The sequence below is a fragment of the Bradyrhizobium sp. genome (assembly GCF_030654605.1).
In the GTDB taxonomy this organism is placed as follows: domain Bacteria; phylum Pseudomonadota; class Alphaproteobacteria; order Rhizobiales; family Xanthobacteraceae; genus Bradyrhizobium.
In genome coordinates, this window is the sequence record NZ_JAURXB010000178.1 from 13,867 (window position 1) to 31,708 (window position 17,842).

Below are 17,842 nucleotides of genomic sequence, written 5' to 3' on the forward strand. Positions count from 1 at the left end.
AGGGAGATGCGCGCCTTACACCACTTTGGGCCGCCCTGCGCAAGGCGCGAGTTCCCGGTTTGAACCCTACTTAAGAAGCTTGAACAGGCCGAGACCCGCCAAACCGATGAAGATCAGATAGATCGCGACCACGAAATTGAGGAAGCGCGGCATGATCAGAATCAGCACGCCAGCTATGAGCGCCACGATGGGCTGAATATGGGCAGCAGTGATGGTCATGAATCTCTCCGGTGTGATGCTGGCGGGGGTCGAATCGACGACCGTATTTTAGCCCCTCGCAGGGTTCCACGATAGGAGACGCCTGTGACCTCAATGGGTTCCGCGACCTCCGGAAACTGCCGAAAACTGCAGCTGGGAAACCGTGCTTTTTCCAGGAACGATGCCGCGCGCAACGAATTGGGTACGGATTGCGTGCTGTGCAAAGCCAGCGTGCATCAGCCAGAAGGAGTTGCTCATGCGGAACAGGATATTGGCCGTTGCTGCCGTCATCGGCGCCATCGGCGCACCGATCGCGACGCAGGCGCAGAGCGGAATCACCACGGGCGCCGCGCGCGGCAACACCGTGGTCATCACCGAATCCGACGGCATCAGTGTCGATCGGCGTCCGGCCTTCCGCGAATATGTCATTCGCGAGCGGGTGCCGACCTTCACCATCCCCGATCGCGTGGTGGTGGGCGGCGTGCTGCCGGAAGCCGGCATCACCTATTACGACGTGCCGCAGACCTTCGGCCAGACCACGTATCGCTACACCGTGGTGAACGGCCAGACCGTGCTGGTCGAACCGCGCACCCGCCGTATCGTTCAGGTGGTCGATTAAGGGTTCAGTCGCCTGAACGACATGTCCGGACGGCCGCAGCGGCGCTTTCCGGACATCAAAGGCCCCGTCCGGTCTCCCCCACCGGGCGGGGCTTTTTGATTTTGGTACGACTGAGTTTGGCGCACCATCTCTCATCCGTCGTCCCTGCGAACGCAGGGACCCATAGCCACCGGCGTCCGTTGTTACAGAAGATATCTGACACCTACTTCTCGCCGTAAAGCCGCGGCGTATGGGTCCCTGCGTTCGCAGGGACGACGGATGACAGATTCCGTTTCAATTCAACAAACGCAGTTTCGCGATCTCGCGGCGCGTCTCGCCCGAGGTTTGCCATCAATTTTCCTCCACCCTCCGGTCAGAGGGTGCAGGGAAAGCCGGGTGCGCGCTGCACCCGCGGTCTCGTGTGCAATGGGGTAGAGATAGGCGGCACACGAGCATACAGGTGAAGCGGAGGCATCCGGCTTTCCCTGCGCAGTGGTTGAAGGCTTATACGCGCTCTCCTCGGTGAGCCCTGCACTTTTGCCACCGTTGCCCGCGCGTGAGCGCGAACTTGACACCAGCCTTTGGGGTGTCGGAACCACACGACTTCGCCATCCGCATCGGCATCGCCCGTCTCGCGCGCCGCCACGTCCACCGCAACCCCGCTCCGACGTCCGTGACGTTCGCGAAACGCCCCCTCTGGTTGGGACGGGATGGCTGATTGTATAATCCAATCCCAGCTTCTGGAAAACAGAAATATTTTTTCGCTAGGGACTTGACACGATTTCGGCTAATCGGAAGTGATTTGCCCGTCGGGTCTCCGCCGTCATTTGGGGTCCGTGTCCCGGACGCGGTGCAGCGTTCTTCACGCTGCTCCGCAGAGCCGGGACCCACGGCACCAACACCGCCGCATGGGCCCCGGCTCAGCAGCGCACCACGCCGCAAGAGCGGCGCGCTGCGCTGCGTCCGGGGCACGAGCTAATCCTGTATCCTGGAAAAATCCGCCACCGCCCGCGTGGCGGCGCGGATTTCGTTCAGCAGCTTCAGGCGGTTCTCGCGCACCTTGGCGTCGTCGTCGTTGACCTTGACCTTGTCAAAGAACGCATCCACCGCCGGACGCAGTTTAGCCATCGCACTCATCGCCGCGGCGAAATCTTCTTTTGCCACCGCGTCGCTGGCTTCCGCCGTCACCTGATCGATCGCTTTCGCCAACGTCTTTTCCTCGTCGAGCGAATAGAGCGCGGCATCCGGCTCGCCGTCATAGGCCTTGCCGTCCTTCTTCTCCTCGATGCGCAGGATGTTCGCCGCGCGCTTGGTGCCGGCGAGCAGGTTCTTGCCGTCATCGGTATCGAGGAATTTGCCGAGGGCTTCGACGCGGCGAACCACCATCAGCAGATCGTCTTGCCCCTCGAGCGCAAACACGGCATCGACAAGATCGTGCCGCGCGCCTTGCTCGCGCAACTGGCCCTTGAGACGATCGGCAAAGAAGGAGAGAAGGTCGATGCATTTCTGTTCGACTTGCCGACCATTCCAGTCCTTCAATCCCTTGGCGTTACCGAACCCCGATATGTGATTATCGGTCACCGGGATCAAGCGAACACGGATGCTGTTTTCGACGATCAATCTGATGGTCCCAAGCGCCGCCCTGCGCAACGCATACGGATCTTTGCTTCCCGTCGGCTTCTCATCGATCGCCCAGAACCCAACCAACGTGTCGAGCTTGTCCGCCAGCGCTACTACGACACTCACCGCTTCGGTGGGCACGCGATCAGTCGGCCCCTGCGGCTTATAATGTTCCTCGCTCGCGGCGGCGACGGAAGCATCTTCGCCCTGCGCCAGCGCGTAATACTTGCCCATCAAGCCTTGCAACTCGGGGAATTCGCCCACCACCTCGGTCAGCAAGTCCGCCTTGCAGAGGCGCGCCGCGCGCTTGGCTTTCTCGACATCGGCCCCAACCAGCGGTGCGATCTCTGCCGCCAGCCGCTCGATCCGCTTGATGCGCTCGCCCTGGGTGCCGAGCTTTTCGTGAAACACGATGTTCTCGAATTTCGGCAGCCGGTCTTCCAGCTTTGTCTTCAGATCGGTCTCATAGAAAAACTTCGCGTCGCTCAGCCGCGCGCGGATCACGCGCTCGTTGCCGGCGATGATGGCCTTGCCGCCGTCGCTGGCCTCGATGTTGGCGGTGAGGATGAACTTGTTGGTGAGTTTTCCGGTTTTGGGATCGCTCACCACAAAACACTTCTGGTTATTGCGGATCGTGGCGCGGATCACTTCGCCCGGGATCGACAAGAATTCCGGATCGAACGAGCCCATCAGCACGACCGGCCATTCGACCAGTCCGGAAACCTCGTCGAGCAGCACCTGGTCCTCGACCAGCTCGAAGTTCTGGGCCTGCGCCAGGGTTTTGGCGTCGGTGAGGATGGCGTCCTTGCGGCGCTGCGGGTCGAGCACCACTTTCGCATCCAGCAGTTTCGCCTCGTAATCCTCGAAACGGCGCACCGGGATCGCGGCCGGAGCCATGAAGCGATGACCAAAGGTGGTCTGGCCGGCCTCGATGCCGTCGATGGCGAATTTCACCACTTCGGGTGTTTCGGTTTCGAGCCCGAAGGTCGCGACGATGGCATGCAGCGGCCGCACCCAGCTCAGCGCGCCGGGCCTGCCGGAGCGTTCGCCCCAGCGCATCTGCTTCGGCCACGGGAAAGTGCGGATGATCACCGGCAGGATATCGGCGAGCACGTCCAGCGTGGCGCGGCCGGGCTTTTCGATCAGCGCGATGTAGAAATCGCCCTTCTTGGGGTCGTGCTGGATCTTGGCTTCGTCGAGCGACTTCAGCCCGGTGGCTTTCAGGAAGCCCTGCACCGCCGCGTCGGGGCCGCCGACGCGCGGGCCCTTGCGCTCTTCCTTCAAATCCGATTGGCGCGCGGGAATGCCGTGCACCGTCAACGTCAGCCGCCGCGGCGTCGCGAACGCTTTTGCACCCTCATAGACCAGGCCCTCGGCGACGAGCTTGTCGGTCACCATCCGGCGCAGATCGTCAGCCGCCTTCGCCTGCATGCGCGCGGGAATTTCTTCGGAGAACAGTTCCAGGAGAAGATCGGGCATCTTACTTACCCTCCCCTTGAGGGGGAGGGTCGCCTACCCCGACGATGCCTTGCATCGTCTGGGGTAGGCGGGGTGGGGTGACAGTGATGAGGTCGTGGATGGTCTCAAGCACAGCGTCGGTCCTGCTCATCACATCGTTGTTCCAAAATCGTATCACTCGATAGCCTTCCGATTGCAGCCAGCGCGTCCTGATATCGTCGCGGCGAAGCCCCTCATCATCTCCGTGCTGCGATCCATCGACCTCGACGATGAGCCGTTCCGCGGGACAGGCGAAATCGGCAATGTAGGGTCCGATGACCACCTGCCTCCTGAAATGACTTCCCTTCACTTCCAGTCTTCGCAAATGCCGCCAGAGAATTTGCTCGGCGGTCGTTGTGTTTGCGCGCAGCCGGTTTGCTGTTTTGCGCTTGAAGTCGCTGATTGGCTTCCTTGCCATATCGCTACCACTTTCACCCCACCCCGCTCGCCCATGCATGGGCGAGCGACCCTCCCCCTCCAGGGGAGGGTAAAAATCACGCCGCCCTGCCCGCTTCGGTATGCACCCAGGCTTCGCCGCAGGCTTTGGCCAGTTCGCGCACGCGCATGATGTAGCTCTGGCGCTCGGTCACCGAGATCACGCCGCGGGCGTCGAGCAGGTTGAAGGCGTGGCTGGCCTTGATGCACTGGTCGAAGGCCGGAAGCGCCATCTGGTGCGCTTCGCGCTTGCCGTCTTTCCATCCGGCGTCGAGATATTTCCTGCAGGCTTCCTCGGCCATGGAAAATTGCCTGAACAGCATGTCGGCGTCGGAGTGTTCAAAATTGTGCCGCGAATATTCCTGCTCGGCCTGCAGGAAGACATCGCCGTAGGTCACTTTTTCGGCGCCCTCGCGGCCATTGAAATTGAGATCGTAGACGCGGTCGACGCCCTGCACATACATCGCAAGGCGCTCCAGCCCGTAAGTCAGTTCGCCGGCGACCGGCGAACATTCGACGCCGGCGACCTGCTGGAAATAAGTGAACTGGCTGACTTCCATGCCGTCGCACCAGCATTCCCAGCCGAGCCCCCAGGCGCCCAGCGTCGGGCTTTCCCAGTCGTCCTCGACAAAGCGGATGTCGTGCAGCGCGGAGTCGATGCCGATCGCGGCGAGCGACTTCAGATAGAGCTCCTGCAGGTCCGGCGGCGACGGCTTGATGATCACCTGGAACTGGTAATAGTGCTGCAGCCGGTTGGGATTTTCACCGTAGCGGCCGTCCTTCGGCCGGCGCGAGGGCTGCACATAAGCGGCCTTCCACGGCCGCGGCCCCAGCGCGCGCAGCGTGGTGGCCGGATGGAAGGTGCCGGCGCCCATTTCCATGTCATAGGGCTGCAGGATCACGCAGCCCTGATCGGCCCAGAACCGCTGCAGAGCCAGAATAAAGCCCTGGAACGAGCGTTCCGGGCGCATGTGGGCGGGAATGGCGTCCATCGTCAGAATCGGTCTCGCGAGGGGGTCTGAGAAGAGCGCGGACCGTATCGGCGGGGAAGCGGGGAATCAAGGCAATCCCGGGAACCCCGGGGCGGCCAAACGATTAGCCTTCCGAGCAATGGCGCGCCGGAGTTCGTGATCGATCTCGATGGGATCGTGAACGCAAGGCCCTGAAGCGTCCGTTACAACGAACTGTCCTCCAGGCTTGCTCGCCGGTCCTCAAGGGTGGTGCCCCACCCGAGGCCGGCGCAAGTGTTTTTTGGGGGGTAGCCACGCTACAGCGGCGTTCCCCGGATGCTGCGCAGCGCGCAGCGATGCGCTGCTGATCCGGGGTCCACACATCCCCACCGACATCATGGGTCCCGGCTTTGCGGAGCAGCGTTGCACGCTGCACCGCGTCCGGGACACGAGGGTCTTTGGCTACATCACCCCGGCCGGTAGGCGCCGGTGGCGGGATCCCGCCGCAGCGTCGGAATGTCGTTGACACTGACGGTCTCGGCGACCCGTGCCAGCCGCGCCTCTTCCAATTCCCGGTTGACCCGCTTGGCGGTACGGTACGCCCAGCGGACCACGGCCAGACTACCCAGGGCGCCAGCAAATGCGATCAGCGGTGGCATCGGTCGATCCTCGTCGTTCATTAGTCAGCCCCTGACGACAGTCTCGCGCAAGCAGGCCCCGGCCGCAATCGCATTGTCCGGGGCCAAATGGCGCGGGGCATTCCGTCTTCAGAACCCAAATTTGGCCCAAATTGCCCTTGTCTCCAGCGCGGAAATCAGTTCGTCCGGCAGCCCGCCGACACCTTCCAGCGACGCCAGGGCTCCGGCGCCGGCCGATTTGCGGCCCAGCAGGCCGGACAACATTCCGCCGGGGGGCGCCACCACCGGCGTCAGCACCTTGTCGCCGTAGCGGGCGCGCAGCGTCGAGCGCAGGTCGCCGATGGCGTCGGCGAGGCCGAGCGAAACCGAGCTTTCGCCGGCCCAGTATTCGCCCGAGAACAGCACGTCGTCGGCGCCCTTCAGGCGGCTGCCACGGCTCTCTTTGACCAGCGCGATGAAGATAGCGTGGATCTCGCGCTGCAAGGCCTTCACCCGCGCGACGTCATCGGGGTTTTCCGGCAGGAACGGATCGAGCATCGCCTTGTGGGCGCCGGCCGTATACAGCCGCCGCTCGACGCCGATCTTTCTGATCAGCTCCTGAAAGCCGAAGGTGCCGCCGACCACGCCGATCGAGCCCAGGATCGATGAAGGATCGCAAAAAATCTCGTCACCCGCGCAGGCGATCATGTAGCCGCCGGACGCCGCCACATCCTCGACGAACACCAGCACCAGCAATTTCTTTTCCGCTGCGAGTTGCCGGATCCGCAGGTAAATCTGTCGTGATTGCACCGGCGATCCGCCGGGCGAATTGATCACCAGCGCCACCGCCTTGGCATGCTTCATGGCAAAGGCGCGCTCCAGCGTCCTGGCAACGCCGGCCAGCGACATGCCCGGCCGCAGCGGTGTCACCGCGCCGATCACACCGGACAGCCGCACCACCGGCACGACGGCCGCCCCTCGCCGCAGACGCGCCGGAACCAGTTGCATCAGCCGGTCGATCACAACAGCGATACCGCCGCGTGTTTCCGTTGGTTCGGTCATGCGTTTACCTCAAAGTTAACCATATTTTATCATGCCGATGTCATTGCAGGGGCTGGAACGCCGTTGGCTTTGTGCTGGTTATCAGGCTGCAACGGTGCAGTGGAGAAAGACATGAAGATCTATCTGCTGGTGATGCTGATTGGCGCACTTTTGACGGCGATTCACTTTACTTCGGCGCCGGATCAACGCTCGGAAACGCTTCCGCAGTAGTGCTCAAAGCTTGAGCAACCGAGACCGCACTATCAGGGTATTGCCAACGGCAGTACCCCCTTCCCCGTCAGGATAGCCTGTACCCCCTTATCGGGCACCGCTGATTCATCATTGAGCATCAGGCCGGCCAGGATTTGCGTCGGCGCCTTGCCGCCCTTGACCGCGCGAACCACCACACGAATCGCAGGTCTTGCGGCGTCGCCGTGAACCGGCAGGATCGCGAGACTCCCGAAGCCGCGATCCAGCGCCGCCAGCACCTCCGCAATTGCGTCGGCGCGCCAGATCAAACTCAGCACACCGCCGGACTTCAGGATCCGCCGTGCCGCATGGATCCAGCTTTCCAGCGTCGAGGCATCCGCCACATGGGCCAGTGCCTTGTCCGGCGAGGCGCGGTGCCTGAAGGCATCGTTGAACGGCGGATTCGTCAATACGACGTCGACGCTGTCGGGTCCAAGCCCGACGCCGGCAAACGCCGCGGCGGTGGACGCCACATCCAGCACGATGGTCTCGGCCGCGATCGCATTGGCGGCGGCATTTTCCCGTGCCAGCCCCGCGAGACCGGCATCGATCTCGACCAGCACGAGTTTTATGCCGGCCACGCGGCTGGCAACCGCGAGCCCCGCGGCACCGACGCCGGCGCCGAATTCAACCACGCGATGACCAGGGCGAGCCGGCGTCGCCGCAGCCAGCAGCATGGCGTCATGGCCGGCGCGGTGGCCGGATCGCGGCTGACGCAGCCGCAATTGTCCGCCGAGAAAGGCATCCTCGGTGACGTCTTGCGGCAAGGCTTTCCCGGTCAAGGCAGTCTCGGTCAAGGTCTTGGCGGAATCAGTCATCGGCCCGCAGCTCGTGGGCGAGGCCGGCATCGCTGAGGATCTGCCGCGCCTCGCGGTGATCGTCCTCGTGGACCAGAATGCGGCGCGGCAGCATGCCGATCGAGCCTTCGAGCACGCTCATGTTCTGGTCCAGCACCAGATGGTGGATACGGGCGCCGTCGAGCAGCGCGCCGACCGCCGAAACCAGCACGATATCGTTGGTCCGAACCAGTTCCCGCAATTGTGGCGCTCCTTTGCCGATCCGCTGCAGGGTGGCCGGGGGCGTGTCAACCGCTACCTGGCCTTTACCTGCACTCCAGCGGCCCTTGCCGCATACGACAGCAGTTTCTATTGTTATAGCTCAAAGGTAGTCCGAATTGGGCAAATGTGGAGACCAGCGTGGCGGTTATTGTACCCTTCGAGAGCCCATCGAACGCGACGATAGATGAGCTGGTCGGGCTCGTCGCCGCCGACATGGAGCGGGTCAACGCGACGATCCTGTCGCGGACCGGCTCGGAAGTGACCATGATCCCGGAGGTCGCCAACCACCTGATTTCCTCGGGCGGCAAACGGCTGCGCCCGATGCTGACGCTGGCGATGGCCAACCTCACCGGCTATTCCGGCGACGGCCATATCAAGCTCGCCGCCGCGGTCGAGTTCATGCATACCGCCACGCTGCTGCATGACGACGTGGTCGACGAAAGCGAGCTCCGGCGCGGCAAATTGTCCGCGCGCATGCTGTGGGGCAACGAGGCCAGCGTGCTGGTCGGCGACTTCCTGCTCGGCCAGGCGTTCCGGATGATGGTCGAGGTCGGCTCGCTGCGCGCGCTCGATATCCTGTCATCGGCCGCGGCCACCATTGCCGAAGGCGAAGTGATGCAGCTGGCGGCGGCGAAGAATACCGCCACCACCGAGGACGAATATCTCGCCGTGATCCGCGGCAAGACCGCCGAGCTGTTCGCCGCCGCCTGCGAGGTCGGCCCCGTGATCGCCAACCGCCCGAAGGCGGAACAGACCGCCTGCCGCTCGGTCGGCATGAATCTCGGCATCGCCTTCCAGCTGGTGGACGACGTACTGGATTACGGCGGCAAGGCCGCAAAGCTCGGCAAGAACATCGGCGACGATTTCCGCGAAGGCAAGATCACGCTGCCGGTGGTGCTGGCGTTCCGCCGCGGCAACGACAGTGAGCGCGCGTTCTGGGTCAAGGCGCTGGAGCGCGGCGAAATCGCCGAGGGAGATCTCGATCACGCCATCGGGCTGATGGCCAAGCATCGCGCGCTGGAAGACACCATCAACCGCGCCCAGCATTACGGCGCGATGGCGGTCGATGCGCTGGCGCTGTTCCCGGCCTCGCCGATGAAGACCGCGCTGGAGCAGGTGGTGGCATTCTGTTTGGCGAGGTCGCATTAGCGACCATGCCGTAGGGTAGCTCGGACAGCGTGCCGGATGGTTCGAGACGCGCGCGGACAGCGCAAGCGCTGTCCGGAAGACGCGCTCCTCACCATGAGGCAATTTTCATTGCCGCACATTCAGGAGCCCGGCGAAGCGCAGCGAAGACGGGCGTCTCGAAGGATGGCAGCGGGCGTGGTCGAGCTAACTCAGGATGCCCGCATGCACCCACCAGCCGGGATGGTCGGTCTGGATCTGCTGCGCCGCGCGCCTGGCGTCGGCGGTGTTCTCGTAGATCGCAAAGCAGGTCGCGCCCGATCCCGACATCCGCACCAGCCAGGCGCCGTTGCTGGCGCTGAGTGCTGCGAGCACTTCGCCGATCACGGGTTGAATGCGCATGGCCGGCTCTTCGAGATCGTTGGAAACGGCGGCGAGCGCTTCGACCCAGTCTTCGAGCGACGCGCCGTCCTCGGGCCAGCCCGGCGTCCGCAGCACGTCGGTGGCGCCGACCAGTAGCTGGCCGTTGCGCAGGCCGAGCGCCTTGAACACATCGGCGGTGGCGACGGGAACGCGCGGATTGACCATCACGCAGGGCATCTTCGGCAGGCTCAGCGGCATCAGGGTTTCGCCGACCCCGGTCATGACGCAGGCGTTGGAGTTGAGGCATACCGGCACGTCGGCGCCGGTCAGCCGCGCCACCTCGATCAGGCGGGGATCGTCGAGCGCAAGGCCGTTGGCTTGCGCCAAGAGCCGCAGGGCGGCTGCGGCATCCGCCGAACCGCCGCCGATACCGGCGGCAACCGGCAGCATTTTGTCGAGGGTGAAATCGCCGAGCACGAGGCCCGGCACGCGCTCGGAGAGCAGCTGCGCCGCCTTGAACACCAGATTGTCTTCAGGCTCGCCGCAGGCCTGCGCCAGCGGCCCTGACGTCGCGAGATGGAGGCCGGCGCCCGGCGTCAGGCTCAGGCTGTCGGCGCAATCGGCGAACGCCACCACGCTTTCGAGGTCGTGATAGCCATCGACGCGCCGCCCGACCACCCGCAGGGTCAGGTTGACCTTGGCACGCCCCTCTTGAATCAACTCTTGCATTAACGCCGGCATAACCGACCCAGCCCTTCGATCAGCCGTGCTCAACCGCGCACTAACCGCGCTCTAACCACCCTTGCCGTCTTCTTTTTTCTTGTCCGCGGAGGCCGCCGACGAGGTGTCTTCCGGCAGCCCGTTTTCGATCTTGGCCTCGATCTTCGGCAGTTCGTCCGGCTCGGGCTTCAGGTCGCGGGCGTGGGCCCACTGGAATTTGGCCTCCAGGGTGCGGCCGACGCGCCAATAGGCGTCGCCGAGATGGTCGTTGATGGTCGGATCTTCCGGCTTGAGGTCGATCGCGCGCTCGAGGTTCTTCACCGCGTCCTCGTAATTTCCGATGCGGTAATAGGCCCAGCCGAGCGAGTCCACGATATAGCCGTCGTCCGGGCGCTGCTCGACGGCGCGCTTGATCATCTTCATGCCCTCGTCGAGATTGATGCCCTGATCGATCCACGAGTAGCCGAGATAGTTCAGCACGTGGGGCTGCTCGGGTTGCAGCTCCAGCGCCTTGCGCATGTCGGTTTCCGCCTTGCTCCACTGCTTGGAGCGCTCGAAGCAGATGCCGCGGTAATAATAGGTCACCCAGGCGCCCTTCTCGGCGCTGGCCGGCATCACATCGATGGCATTGCTGTAGGTCTGCGCGCAGTCGGCAAAGCGCTTGCGGCCGCGCTCGATATTGCCGAGCGCCATGATGGCTTCGATATCCTTGGGATCTTCCGCGGTGACGGCCTTCAGGATCTTGATCGCCTCGTCGCTGCGGTCGGCGGCGTCGAGGTTGGTGGCGAGCTGGATCTGCGCATTGCGCTTCAGCGGCGAGGCGGCCGGCATGCGCTCGTAGACCTTGATCGCCATCGGCGGCTTCTTCACCGACTCGTAGAGATCGGCCAGCGACAGCAGCGCCAGCGGATGATTGGGCGCGAGATAGAGCGAGAGCTGCAGATAGACCAGCGCGAGGTCCTCGCCGCCGCGGCGGGTCAGCGTGGCGCCGATACCGTACAGCGCCTCGGCGGCGCCGCTCTGCGGCGTCTCCACCAGCGGCGTCAGCTTCTTGCCGGCCCGGGTGTCGCGCAGGCCTTCCTGCACCAGGGGATGCCGCGCCAGCTTCTTGTCGAATGCCGCATAGACCGCAGTGGCCGCCGCCGGGTCCTTGCCGCGCGACAGCCAGCGCGCATAGGCGTCCGCCACCCGCAGCATGGAATCGTCGAGCTTGTAGGCGCGCTCCAGACGGATGCCGGCTTCCTTTTCCTTGCCCGCGAGTTCCAGGATCATGCCGGAATGCAGGTCCTTGAAGATCGGATACCACTCCGGACCGCTCAGCTTGTCGATATTGGCGACCGCCGTCTTGGTATCGCCGGCGCCGTAGCTGGCCCAGCCCGACAGCAGCGTCGCCACCAGGTCGGTGATCGGTCCGCGGATCGACTGATTGATGTTGAGCTGCGCGGCGGCGTATTTTTTCTGCTTCAGGTCGCGCACGCCGACCACGAGGCGGGCGACGCGGTTGGATTTGTCGATCGTCAGAATCCGGTCGGCGAGCTTGACGGCCTCGTCGATATCGCCGTCCGCCAGCGAAGAGATGAAGGCGCGATCCAGCAGCTCGTTGTTCTTGGGATCGCTGCGCAGCGCCGAGCGGTAGAACGCCGCGGCCGAGGAGGCGTCGCGCTCCACGCTGGCGTGACGGGCGGCCAGATAGCTGCCGGAGGTGGTCAGCGACTTGAGGTCGCTCTTGGTCGGGAACTGGGCCGCGGTGCCGGTGGGATGATCGGGCGTCTGCGCCGACAGCGAGCCGGGCGCCGCCAGCATGGCCAGCGCGGTGACGGCGAGTGCAGCGAGTATCCGGCGATTGAAACGATTGGAAAACATCAGGGTTTGCCTAGCTCCAGGGATTTCAAGGATCGTCTCGGATGCGAACCCAGCCGGCGGCATCAAGGCAAGCGACAATGCCGCGTTTGGCGTTGAACCGCAAGGATACGGGGTGGCGAATCGATTGGCAGGAAGCCCCTGTAATCGCCCTGCAGACCGGCTTCATGGCTAGCTTGGCCTGAAAACGCTTTCAGTGTGGCGGTATCGTGGCCGGTGGCCGCGCGGCCGGCCGCCGACTCACGCAATCGTGGTCACATCGCCTCGTAATTCGGGCCGCCGCCACCCTCCGGCGGAACCCAGGTGATGTTGCCGTTCGGATCCTTGACGTCGCAGGTTTTGCAATGGACGCAATTCTGGGCGTTGATCTGGAAGCGGGGACCCGACGCCTCCTCGACCCATTCATAGACCCCGGCCGGGCAATAGCGGTTGGACGGGCCGGCATAGACATCATGCTCGGAGGTTTTCTGCAGGTTCATGTCGGCGACCTTGAGGTGAACCGGCTGGTCCTCCTCGTGATTGGTATTGGACATGAACACTGACGAAAGCCTGTCGAAGGTGAGCTTGCCGTCCGGCTTCGGCCCCGGGATCGGCGCATGCGCCTTGGCCGGATCGAGCGTCTTGCGGTCGGGCTTGGCGTGCGACTGGGTGCCGAACAGCGAGAAGCCCAGCGTGTTGCACCACATGTCGATGCCGCCGAGCGCGACGCCGATGATGGTGCCGAACTTCGACCACAGCGGCTTGACGTTGCGGACCCGGTGCAGGTCCTTGCCGACAGCCGAATCGCGCCAGCTGTTCTCGTATTCGACCAGTTCGTCATTGCTGCGGCCGGCGCCGAGCGCAGCCGCGACGTGTTCGGCCGCCTGCATGCCCGTGCCCATCGCATTGTGCACGCCCTTGATGCGCGGCACATTGACGAATCCCGCGGCGCAGCCGACCAGCGCGCCGCCGGCGAAGGTCAGGCGCGGCACCGACTGGTAGCCGCCCTCGGTGATGGCGCGCGCGCCGTAGGCCAGCCGCTTGCCGCCTTCGAACAGCGTGCGGATCGCGGGATGGGTCTTGAAGCGCTGGAATTCGTCGAACGGCGACAGATACGGATCGTCGTAATTGAGATGCACGACGAAGCCGACCGCCACCAGATTGTCGTCATAGTGATAGAGGAACGAGCCGCCGCCGGTCGAATTGTTGAGCGGCCAGCCGAACGAATGCTGGATCAGGCCCTTCTGGTGCTTGGCCGGATCGATCTGCCAGACTTCCTTGAGGCCGATGCCGAATTTCGGCGGCTCGCTCTTGGCGTCGAGCGCGAATTTCGCGATCAGCTGCTTTGTCAGACTGCCGCGGGCGCCCTCGGCGAACAGCGTGTATTTGCCGAGCAGCTCCATGCCGCGGGTGAAGGAATCCTTCGGCTTGCCGTCCCTGCCGACGCCCATGTCGCCGGTGGCGATGCCGCGCACCGCGCCCTTTTCGTCGTACAGAACTTCCGCCGCGGCAAAGCCCGGATAGATCTCGACGCCGAGCGCCTCGGCCTTCTGCGCCAGCCAGCGGCACACCATGCCGAGCGAGCCGACATAGCAGTGATGATTGTTCATCAGCGGCGGCATTGCGAAGCCCGGCAGCGGGATCGCGGCGCCCGCGGTCATCCAGAAGAACTTGTCGGTCTTGACCTGCGTCTTCAGCGGACAATCGGCATCCTCGCGCCAGTCCGGAACCAGTTTGTCGAGCGACACCGGATCGATCACCGCGCCGGACAGAATATGCGCGCCGACCTCGGAACCCTTCTCCACCACCACGATGGTGAGATCGGCGTTGAGCTGCTTCAGCCGGATCGCGGCGGCCAGCCCGGACGGCCCGGCGCCGACGATCACGACGTCGAATTCCATGGATTCGCGCGGCGGTAATTCTTCGGTGCTCATGATCTGGTCCCGGCCGGTTGAGAACGCCTCTAAACGCCCCCGTTGTTTCCGATTTTTGAGCGGAGAACAACCACCGAAATGCGTTTCGCAACGGCACGAGACAGCCTAGATTAGCCCGGATGTCGCAGACAACAGCCATGACGCCCGAGAGCCCCCCTACCGTTCAGCAATTGCTCGCCTTTTACCTGGAGTCCGGGGTCGACTGCGCGCTGTCGGACGAGCCGGTCAACCGGCTGTCCGACCCCGACCTGATGCCGGCCGCCCGCGAAGCGGCGCCGGCCCAGCCGGCGGTCAGGTCCCTGCCGGCCGCGGCCGCCACGACCCCCGCCCCGCGCGCCGAGCCGGCGGCGCCGGAGGCCGCGATCCGGTCGGCGCGGGAAGCCGCGCGCACCGCGCCGTCGCTGGAAGCCTTGCGGGCGCTGATGGAGACGTTCGACGGCTGCGCGCTGAAATCCACCGCGACGCGGCTGGTGTTCGCCGACGGCAACCCGTCGGCGCGCATCATGTTCGTCGGCGAGGCGCCCGGCCGCGAGGAAGACCTCGAGGGCCTGCCCTTCGTCGGCCGTTCCGGCAAATTGCTGGACCGCATGATGGCGGCGATCGGGCTCGACCGCTCCAGCGCCTACATCGCCAATGTGATTCCCTGGCGCCCGCCCGGCAACCGCACGCCGACGCCGCAGGAAACGCAAATCTGCCTGCCGTTCATCCAGCGCCAGATCGAGTTGGTCAATCCGGACGTGCTGGTGACGCTCGGCAATCCCTCCACGCAAACCCTGCTGTCGACCCGCGAGGGCATCATGAAAACCCGCGGACGCTGGTTCGACTACGACACCGGCACGCGCAAGATCCGCGCGCTCGCGACGTTCCATCCGGCCTATCTGCTGCGTTCACCGTCCTACAAGAAGATGGCGTGGCTGGATCTGCGCGCGATCGCGAAGGCGCTGGAGCAGGCCAAGCCGCAGTCATCCTGAGGGGTGACAGCCGTCCGAACTGCACTTTTGAGTTGCATGGAACCTGGAAAACCCCGACTATTCCTGATGGTTCAGGAGTCATCTGTGAAATCCCGGCTGGAGAATCCGGGATAAGGGATTCAGGTGCAACTATGAAAGCGACGAACCAGCACAAGATCCTCCTCGCGCTTGCCGCCGCTGCCGCGCTGGCGACGGGCGCCAGCACCATGGCCGCCGCGAAGGACTGGAGCAACGGCACCGGCGGCAACTGGAACGAGAATCGCAACTGGGACGGCGTCGTGAAATTCCGCCAGGGAGATTCAGCAAAATTTCCCGCGTCCAGTTCCAGCCCCTCGGTCTCTGTGGTGAATTTTGACCTGGCGCCTGGCACGGACGTGAACGGAATCGCGTTCGCCGGCGGCAGTTGGAAGATCCAGGGCAACACGATGGACCTGGGCGGGGGCATCACCAGCGCGGGAAACAACGAGGTGAGTTGCCTGATCCAGATTTTCCCTGGTGTCGTGTTCAGTTCATCCTCCGGGCAGCTCAGACTGGCCAATATCTCGCTGTTGGGGCGGACGGCGACGTTCTCGGTGAACACTGGGGCGAAAATCGCCTCCGCCGTCATCTCAGGCCCCGGCACCACCTCCAAAATCGTAAAGACTGGCGGAGGCTCGCTCGTCATGAATGGCGCCAGCACCTACCAAGGCACGACAACGGTGCAGGCTGGCGTTCTCGAAGGCGTTGGCACCGTGCCCAACGTCGTGCTGGCGGGCGGCACGATGTCGCCGGGTGACTCAAACAGCGCGTTCGGCACGATGACGGTCACTGGCCTGACGGCTACCAGTGCCTCGGTGCTGAAGTTCAATGTCGGCGCCAACCAGAGCGGTCAACTCACCGGACAGGACCAGCTGGTGCTCACGGGTGCGGCAAATCTCGATGGCATCACGCTGGATACGGACTACTCCCGTCCGATCGGCGCCGCCGATTTCGTGAAACGCGAGATCATCCTCATTTCCAAGACCAGCCCCGGTTTCGTGTCGGGTACCTTCGCAGGACTGCCCGAAGGCGGCCTGGTGTCGTTTGATGCGGTGGCGATGGAAATCAGTTATCGCGGTGGCGTGGGGGGCAACGATGTGGTGCTGCGCCCGCGCACCCAGCCCGCCACGCTGACTTGGAAGCTTTCGAACTCCAGCCTCTGGTCGGACAGCGCGTCATGGACCGGCGGCGGGCCGGTGGAGCCGGCGGCGGGCGATCGTCTCGTTTTCCCCGACCTGACTGGCCTGGAGCACCATCCCAATGCCACGAACGATCTGACCAACGCCGTGATCGATACAATCACGATCAACAGCAACAGCTACGCGATCGGCGGCGGCTCGTTCCGGCTGAAAACGGGCATCACACAGAACGATTTTACGCCGAACAACACCGTCAACAGGACCAATACCGTCGCCGGAGTGACTGCCGACAACGCGATCTTCATCCGGAACAACAACAACAACGCCACAGGCATGCTGCTGGTCGCCCTCGGGATCAACGCCAACAACAGAGCCGTGACGGTGGATGGCAACGGCGTTACCGCCACCCGGATCAGTTTGCAGCCCGGCGGCGGCAACCTGATCAAGAGCGGCAGCATCCTGCTCGACCTGTTCGACTCGCAACAGTTCACGGGATCGATCACGGTCAACGAAGGACGGATGCGGCTGTTCGGCAATCTGGGAACTGCGGCCGCGGGAACGACCATCAACGGCGCCGGCACGCTCGAGATCGTGGCCACCGCTGGCGCCGCGAGCCCGTCGGGTCTGGGCGGCATCGTCCCGGAACCGATTACGCTCAACGGCGGCACGTTGTCCACGGTCGGAGGGTTCTTCGTGACCTTCACCGGTCCGATCACGACCACGTCGCCCACCAGCGCCTTGCAGGCCTCCTTCGCCCCTTCCGACAACATCGCCGAACAAGCGGTGCAGATCGACACCTCGATCACCGGCTCCGGGGGTCTGCGCCTGATCAACGGCGCCGCGCGGTTTCTCCAGCCGACCACGTTCACCAACCCGATGCTCGTCCAGAACGGTTACGCCATCTTCCTGAGTACGCACACCAGTTCGCCCATCATCGGCGGCACCGATCCAGGCGTGGAGACGAACTCAGGACCCTTCGTCATGGGCACGGGCACTGTGGGCGCGGTGACCATCGACAACGGGGCCCGGCTCGATCCAGGTCCCCTGCTCCGCACCGTCGGCACGCTCACCATGAACGGCGCGCTGACATTCGGCACCGGCGGCAACTACTTCGCCACCGTGGACACCAGCTCTGCGGACCAGGCCGCCGTCACCGGATCCGTCACGGTGGGCGGACGCCTCGTCCCCATCACGGCCGCCGGCTTTGCCGCAGCGCTCAATACCACCTTCGTCATCATCGACAATGACGGCGCCGATCCTGTGATCGGGAAATTCAGCGGCACCGACGGCTCTACGACGACGACCGCTCAAGTGACCCTTAACGAAGGGGCGCTGGTCCGCGGCCTCAATCCTGATCAGGCATCCCAGCCCGTCTTCAGCATCAGCTACGTCGGCGGCACGGGCAACGATGTCACGCTCACGCTCGTGAGCAACTGAGGCCGCAGGTGTGATTAAGGGCGTCCGTCTCGA

General features: G+C 64.2%; 15 protein-coding genes. 4 read left to right on the forward strand and 11 right to left on the reverse strand.

Translation table 11 applies throughout. The features are described from left to right. Positions 1-66: 66 nt before the first annotated feature. Positions 67-219, reverse strand: coding sequence for a DUF3096 domain-containing protein (locus Q7U29_RS16385; RefSeq protein WP_304743208.1), 153 nt, complete (start codon positions 217-219; stop codon positions 67-69). Positions 220-454: 235 nt separating this feature from the next. On the opposite strand from Q7U29_RS16385, the gene Q7U29_RS16390 reads away from it, so the two are divergent. Continuing rightward, positions 455-817 (forward strand): DUF1236 domain-containing protein, encoded by a 363-nt coding sequence (locus Q7U29_RS16390; RefSeq protein WP_304743210.1) that lies wholly within the window; start codon positions 455-457, stop codon positions 815-817. 954 nt (positions 818-1,771) lie between these two features. Here Q7U29_RS16390 and glyS read toward each other — a convergent pair. From glyS to Q7U29_RS16425, 7 genes are all read right to left on the reverse strand, one after another. Further along, positions 1,772-3,895: a glycine--tRNA ligase subunit beta gene (gene glyS / locus Q7U29_RS16395; protein WP_304743212.1), complete on the reverse strand. Its 2,124-nt coding sequence runs from the start codon at positions 3,893-3,895 to the stop codon at positions 1,772-1,774. Position 3,896: 1 nt separating this feature from the next. Then, positions 3,897-4,331, reverse strand: coding sequence for an endonuclease domain-containing protein (locus Q7U29_RS16400; RefSeq protein WP_304743213.1), 435 nt, complete (start codon positions 4,329-4,331; stop codon positions 3,897-3,899). 76 nt (positions 4,332-4,407) lie between these two features. Then, positions 4,408-5,340 (reverse strand): glycine--tRNA ligase subunit alpha, encoded by a 933-nt coding sequence (locus tag Q7U29_RS16405; RefSeq protein WP_304743215.1) that lies wholly within the window; start codon positions 5,338-5,340, stop codon positions 4,408-4,410. Between the two features lie 425 nt (positions 5,341-5,765). Beyond that, entirely contained in the window at positions 5,766-5,957 is a 192-nt protein-coding gene (locus Q7U29_RS16410; RefSeq protein ID WP_304743253.1) for a hypothetical protein, read from the reverse strand. Positions 5,958-6,065: 108 nt separating this feature from the next. Continuing rightward, the gene (locus Q7U29_RS16415) at positions 6,066-6,977 is read right to left on the reverse strand and encodes a S49 family peptidase (protein ID WP_304743217.1); all 912 of its coding nucleotides are present in this window, start codon (positions 6,975-6,977) and stop codon (positions 6,066-6,068) included. A 242-nt stretch (positions 6,978-7,219) separates the two neighbouring features. After that, positions 7,220-8,023 (reverse strand): tRNA1(Val) (adenine(37)-N6)-methyltransferase, encoded by an 804-nt coding sequence (locus Q7U29_RS16420; RefSeq protein WP_304743219.1) that lies wholly within the window; start codon positions 8,021-8,023, stop codon positions 7,220-7,222. Further along, positions 8,016-8,243 carry a DUF2007 domain-containing protein gene (locus Q7U29_RS16425; protein WP_304743221.1) on the reverse strand — a complete coding sequence of 76 codons (228 nt, stop codon included), beginning with the start codon at positions 8,241-8,243 and terminating at the stop codon, positions 8,016-8,018. The genes Q7U29_RS16420 and Q7U29_RS16425 overlap by 8 nt, the downstream gene beginning before the upstream one ends. 158 nt (positions 8,244-8,401) lie before the next feature. Here Q7U29_RS16425 and Q7U29_RS16430 point away from each other — a divergent pair, with 158 nt between their 5' ends. Continuing rightward, positions 8,402-9,412: a polyprenyl synthetase family protein gene (locus Q7U29_RS16430; protein ID WP_304743223.1), complete on the forward strand. Its 1,011-nt coding sequence runs from the start codon at positions 8,402-8,404 to the stop codon at positions 9,410-9,412. Between the two features lie 183 nt (positions 9,413-9,595). Here Q7U29_RS16430 and Q7U29_RS16435 read toward each other — a convergent pair whose 3' ends face one another. From Q7U29_RS16435 to Q7U29_RS16445, 3 genes are all read right to left on the reverse strand, one after another. Next, on the reverse strand, positions 9,596-10,480 hold the full coding sequence (locus Q7U29_RS16435; RefSeq protein ID WP_304743225.1) for a 4-(cytidine 5'-diphospho)-2-C-methyl-D-erythritol kinase: 885 nt from the start codon (positions 10,478-10,480) through the stop codon (positions 9,596-9,598). 63 nt (positions 10,481-10,543) lie between these two features. Continuing rightward, the gene (locus Q7U29_RS16440; RefSeq protein ID WP_304743227.1) at positions 10,544-12,334 is read right to left on the reverse strand and encodes a tetratricopeptide repeat protein; all 1,791 of its coding nucleotides are present in this window, start codon (positions 12,332-12,334) and stop codon (positions 10,544-10,546) included. Positions 12,335-12,585: 251 nt separating this feature from the next. Then, positions 12,586-14,244 (reverse strand): electron transfer flavoprotein-ubiquinone oxidoreductase, encoded by a 1,659-nt coding sequence (locus Q7U29_RS16445; RefSeq protein ID WP_304743229.1) that lies wholly within the window; start codon positions 14,242-14,244, stop codon positions 12,586-12,588. Between the two features lie 137 nt (positions 14,245-14,381). On the opposite strand from Q7U29_RS16445, the gene Q7U29_RS16450 reads away from it, so the two are divergent. Together Q7U29_RS16450 and Q7U29_RS16455 are read left to right on the forward strand one after the other, a co-directional pair. Further along, the gene (locus tag Q7U29_RS16450; protein ID WP_304743255.1) at positions 14,382-15,215 is read left to right on the forward strand and encodes a uracil-DNA glycosylase family protein; all 834 of its coding nucleotides are present in this window, start codon (positions 14,382-14,384) and stop codon (positions 15,213-15,215) included. Positions 15,216-15,346: 131 nt separating this feature from the next. Further along, complete coding sequence (locus Q7U29_RS16455; protein ID WP_304743230.1) at positions 15,347-17,809, forward strand: autotransporter-associated beta strand repeat-containing protein; 2,463 nt, start codon at positions 15,347-15,349, stop codon at positions 17,807-17,809. Positions 17,810-17,842 lie beyond the last annotated feature (33 nt).

Coding starts and splice junctions, on each gene's coding strand:
- Q7U29_RS16450 (WP_304743255.1), top strand. CDS start 14,382: ATGACGCCCGAGAGCCCCCCTACCGTTCAGCAATTGCTCGCCTTTTAC.
- Q7U29_RS16410 (WP_304743253.1), bottom strand. CDS start 5,957: ATGCCACCGCTGATCGCATTTGCTGGCGCCCTGGGTAGTCTGGCCGTG.
- Q7U29_RS16400 (WP_304743213.1), bottom strand. CDS start 4,331: ATGGCAAGGAAGCCAATCAGCGACTTCAAGCGCAAAACAGCAAACCGG.
- Q7U29_RS16455 (WP_304743230.1), top strand. CDS start 15,347: ATGAAAGCGACGAACCAGCACAAGATCCTCCTCGCGCTTGCCGCCGCT.
- Q7U29_RS16445 (WP_304743229.1), bottom strand. CDS start 14,244: ATGAGCACCGAAGAATTACCGCCGCGCGAATCCATGGAATTCGACGTC.
- Q7U29_RS16415 (WP_304743217.1), bottom strand. CDS start 6,977: ATGACCGAACCAACGGAAACACGCGGCGGTATCGCTGTTGTGATCGAC.
- Q7U29_RS16390 (WP_304743210.1), top strand. CDS start 455: ATGCGGAACAGGATATTGGCCGTTGCTGCCGTCATCGGCGCCATCGGC.
- glyS (WP_304743212.1), bottom strand. CDS start 3,895: ATGCCCGATCTTCTCCTGGAACTGTTCTCCGAAGAAATTCCCGCGCGC.
- Q7U29_RS16385 (WP_304743208.1), bottom strand. CDS start 219: ATGACCATCACTGCTGCCCATATTCAGCCCATCGTGGCGCTCATAGCT.
- Q7U29_RS16435 (WP_304743225.1), bottom strand. CDS start 10,480: ATGCAAGAGTTGATTCAAGAGGGGCGTGCCAAGGTCAACCTGACCCTG.
- Q7U29_RS16440 (WP_304743227.1), bottom strand. CDS start 12,334: ATGTTTTCCAATCGTTTCAATCGCCGGATACTCGCTGCACTCGCCGTC.
- Q7U29_RS16420 (WP_304743219.1), bottom strand. CDS start 8,023: ATGACTGATTCCGCCAAGACCTTGACCGAGACTGCCTTGACCGGGAAA.
- Q7U29_RS16405 (WP_304743215.1), bottom strand. CDS start 5,340: ATGGACGCCATTCCCGCCCACATGCGCCCGGAACGCTCGTTCCAGGGC.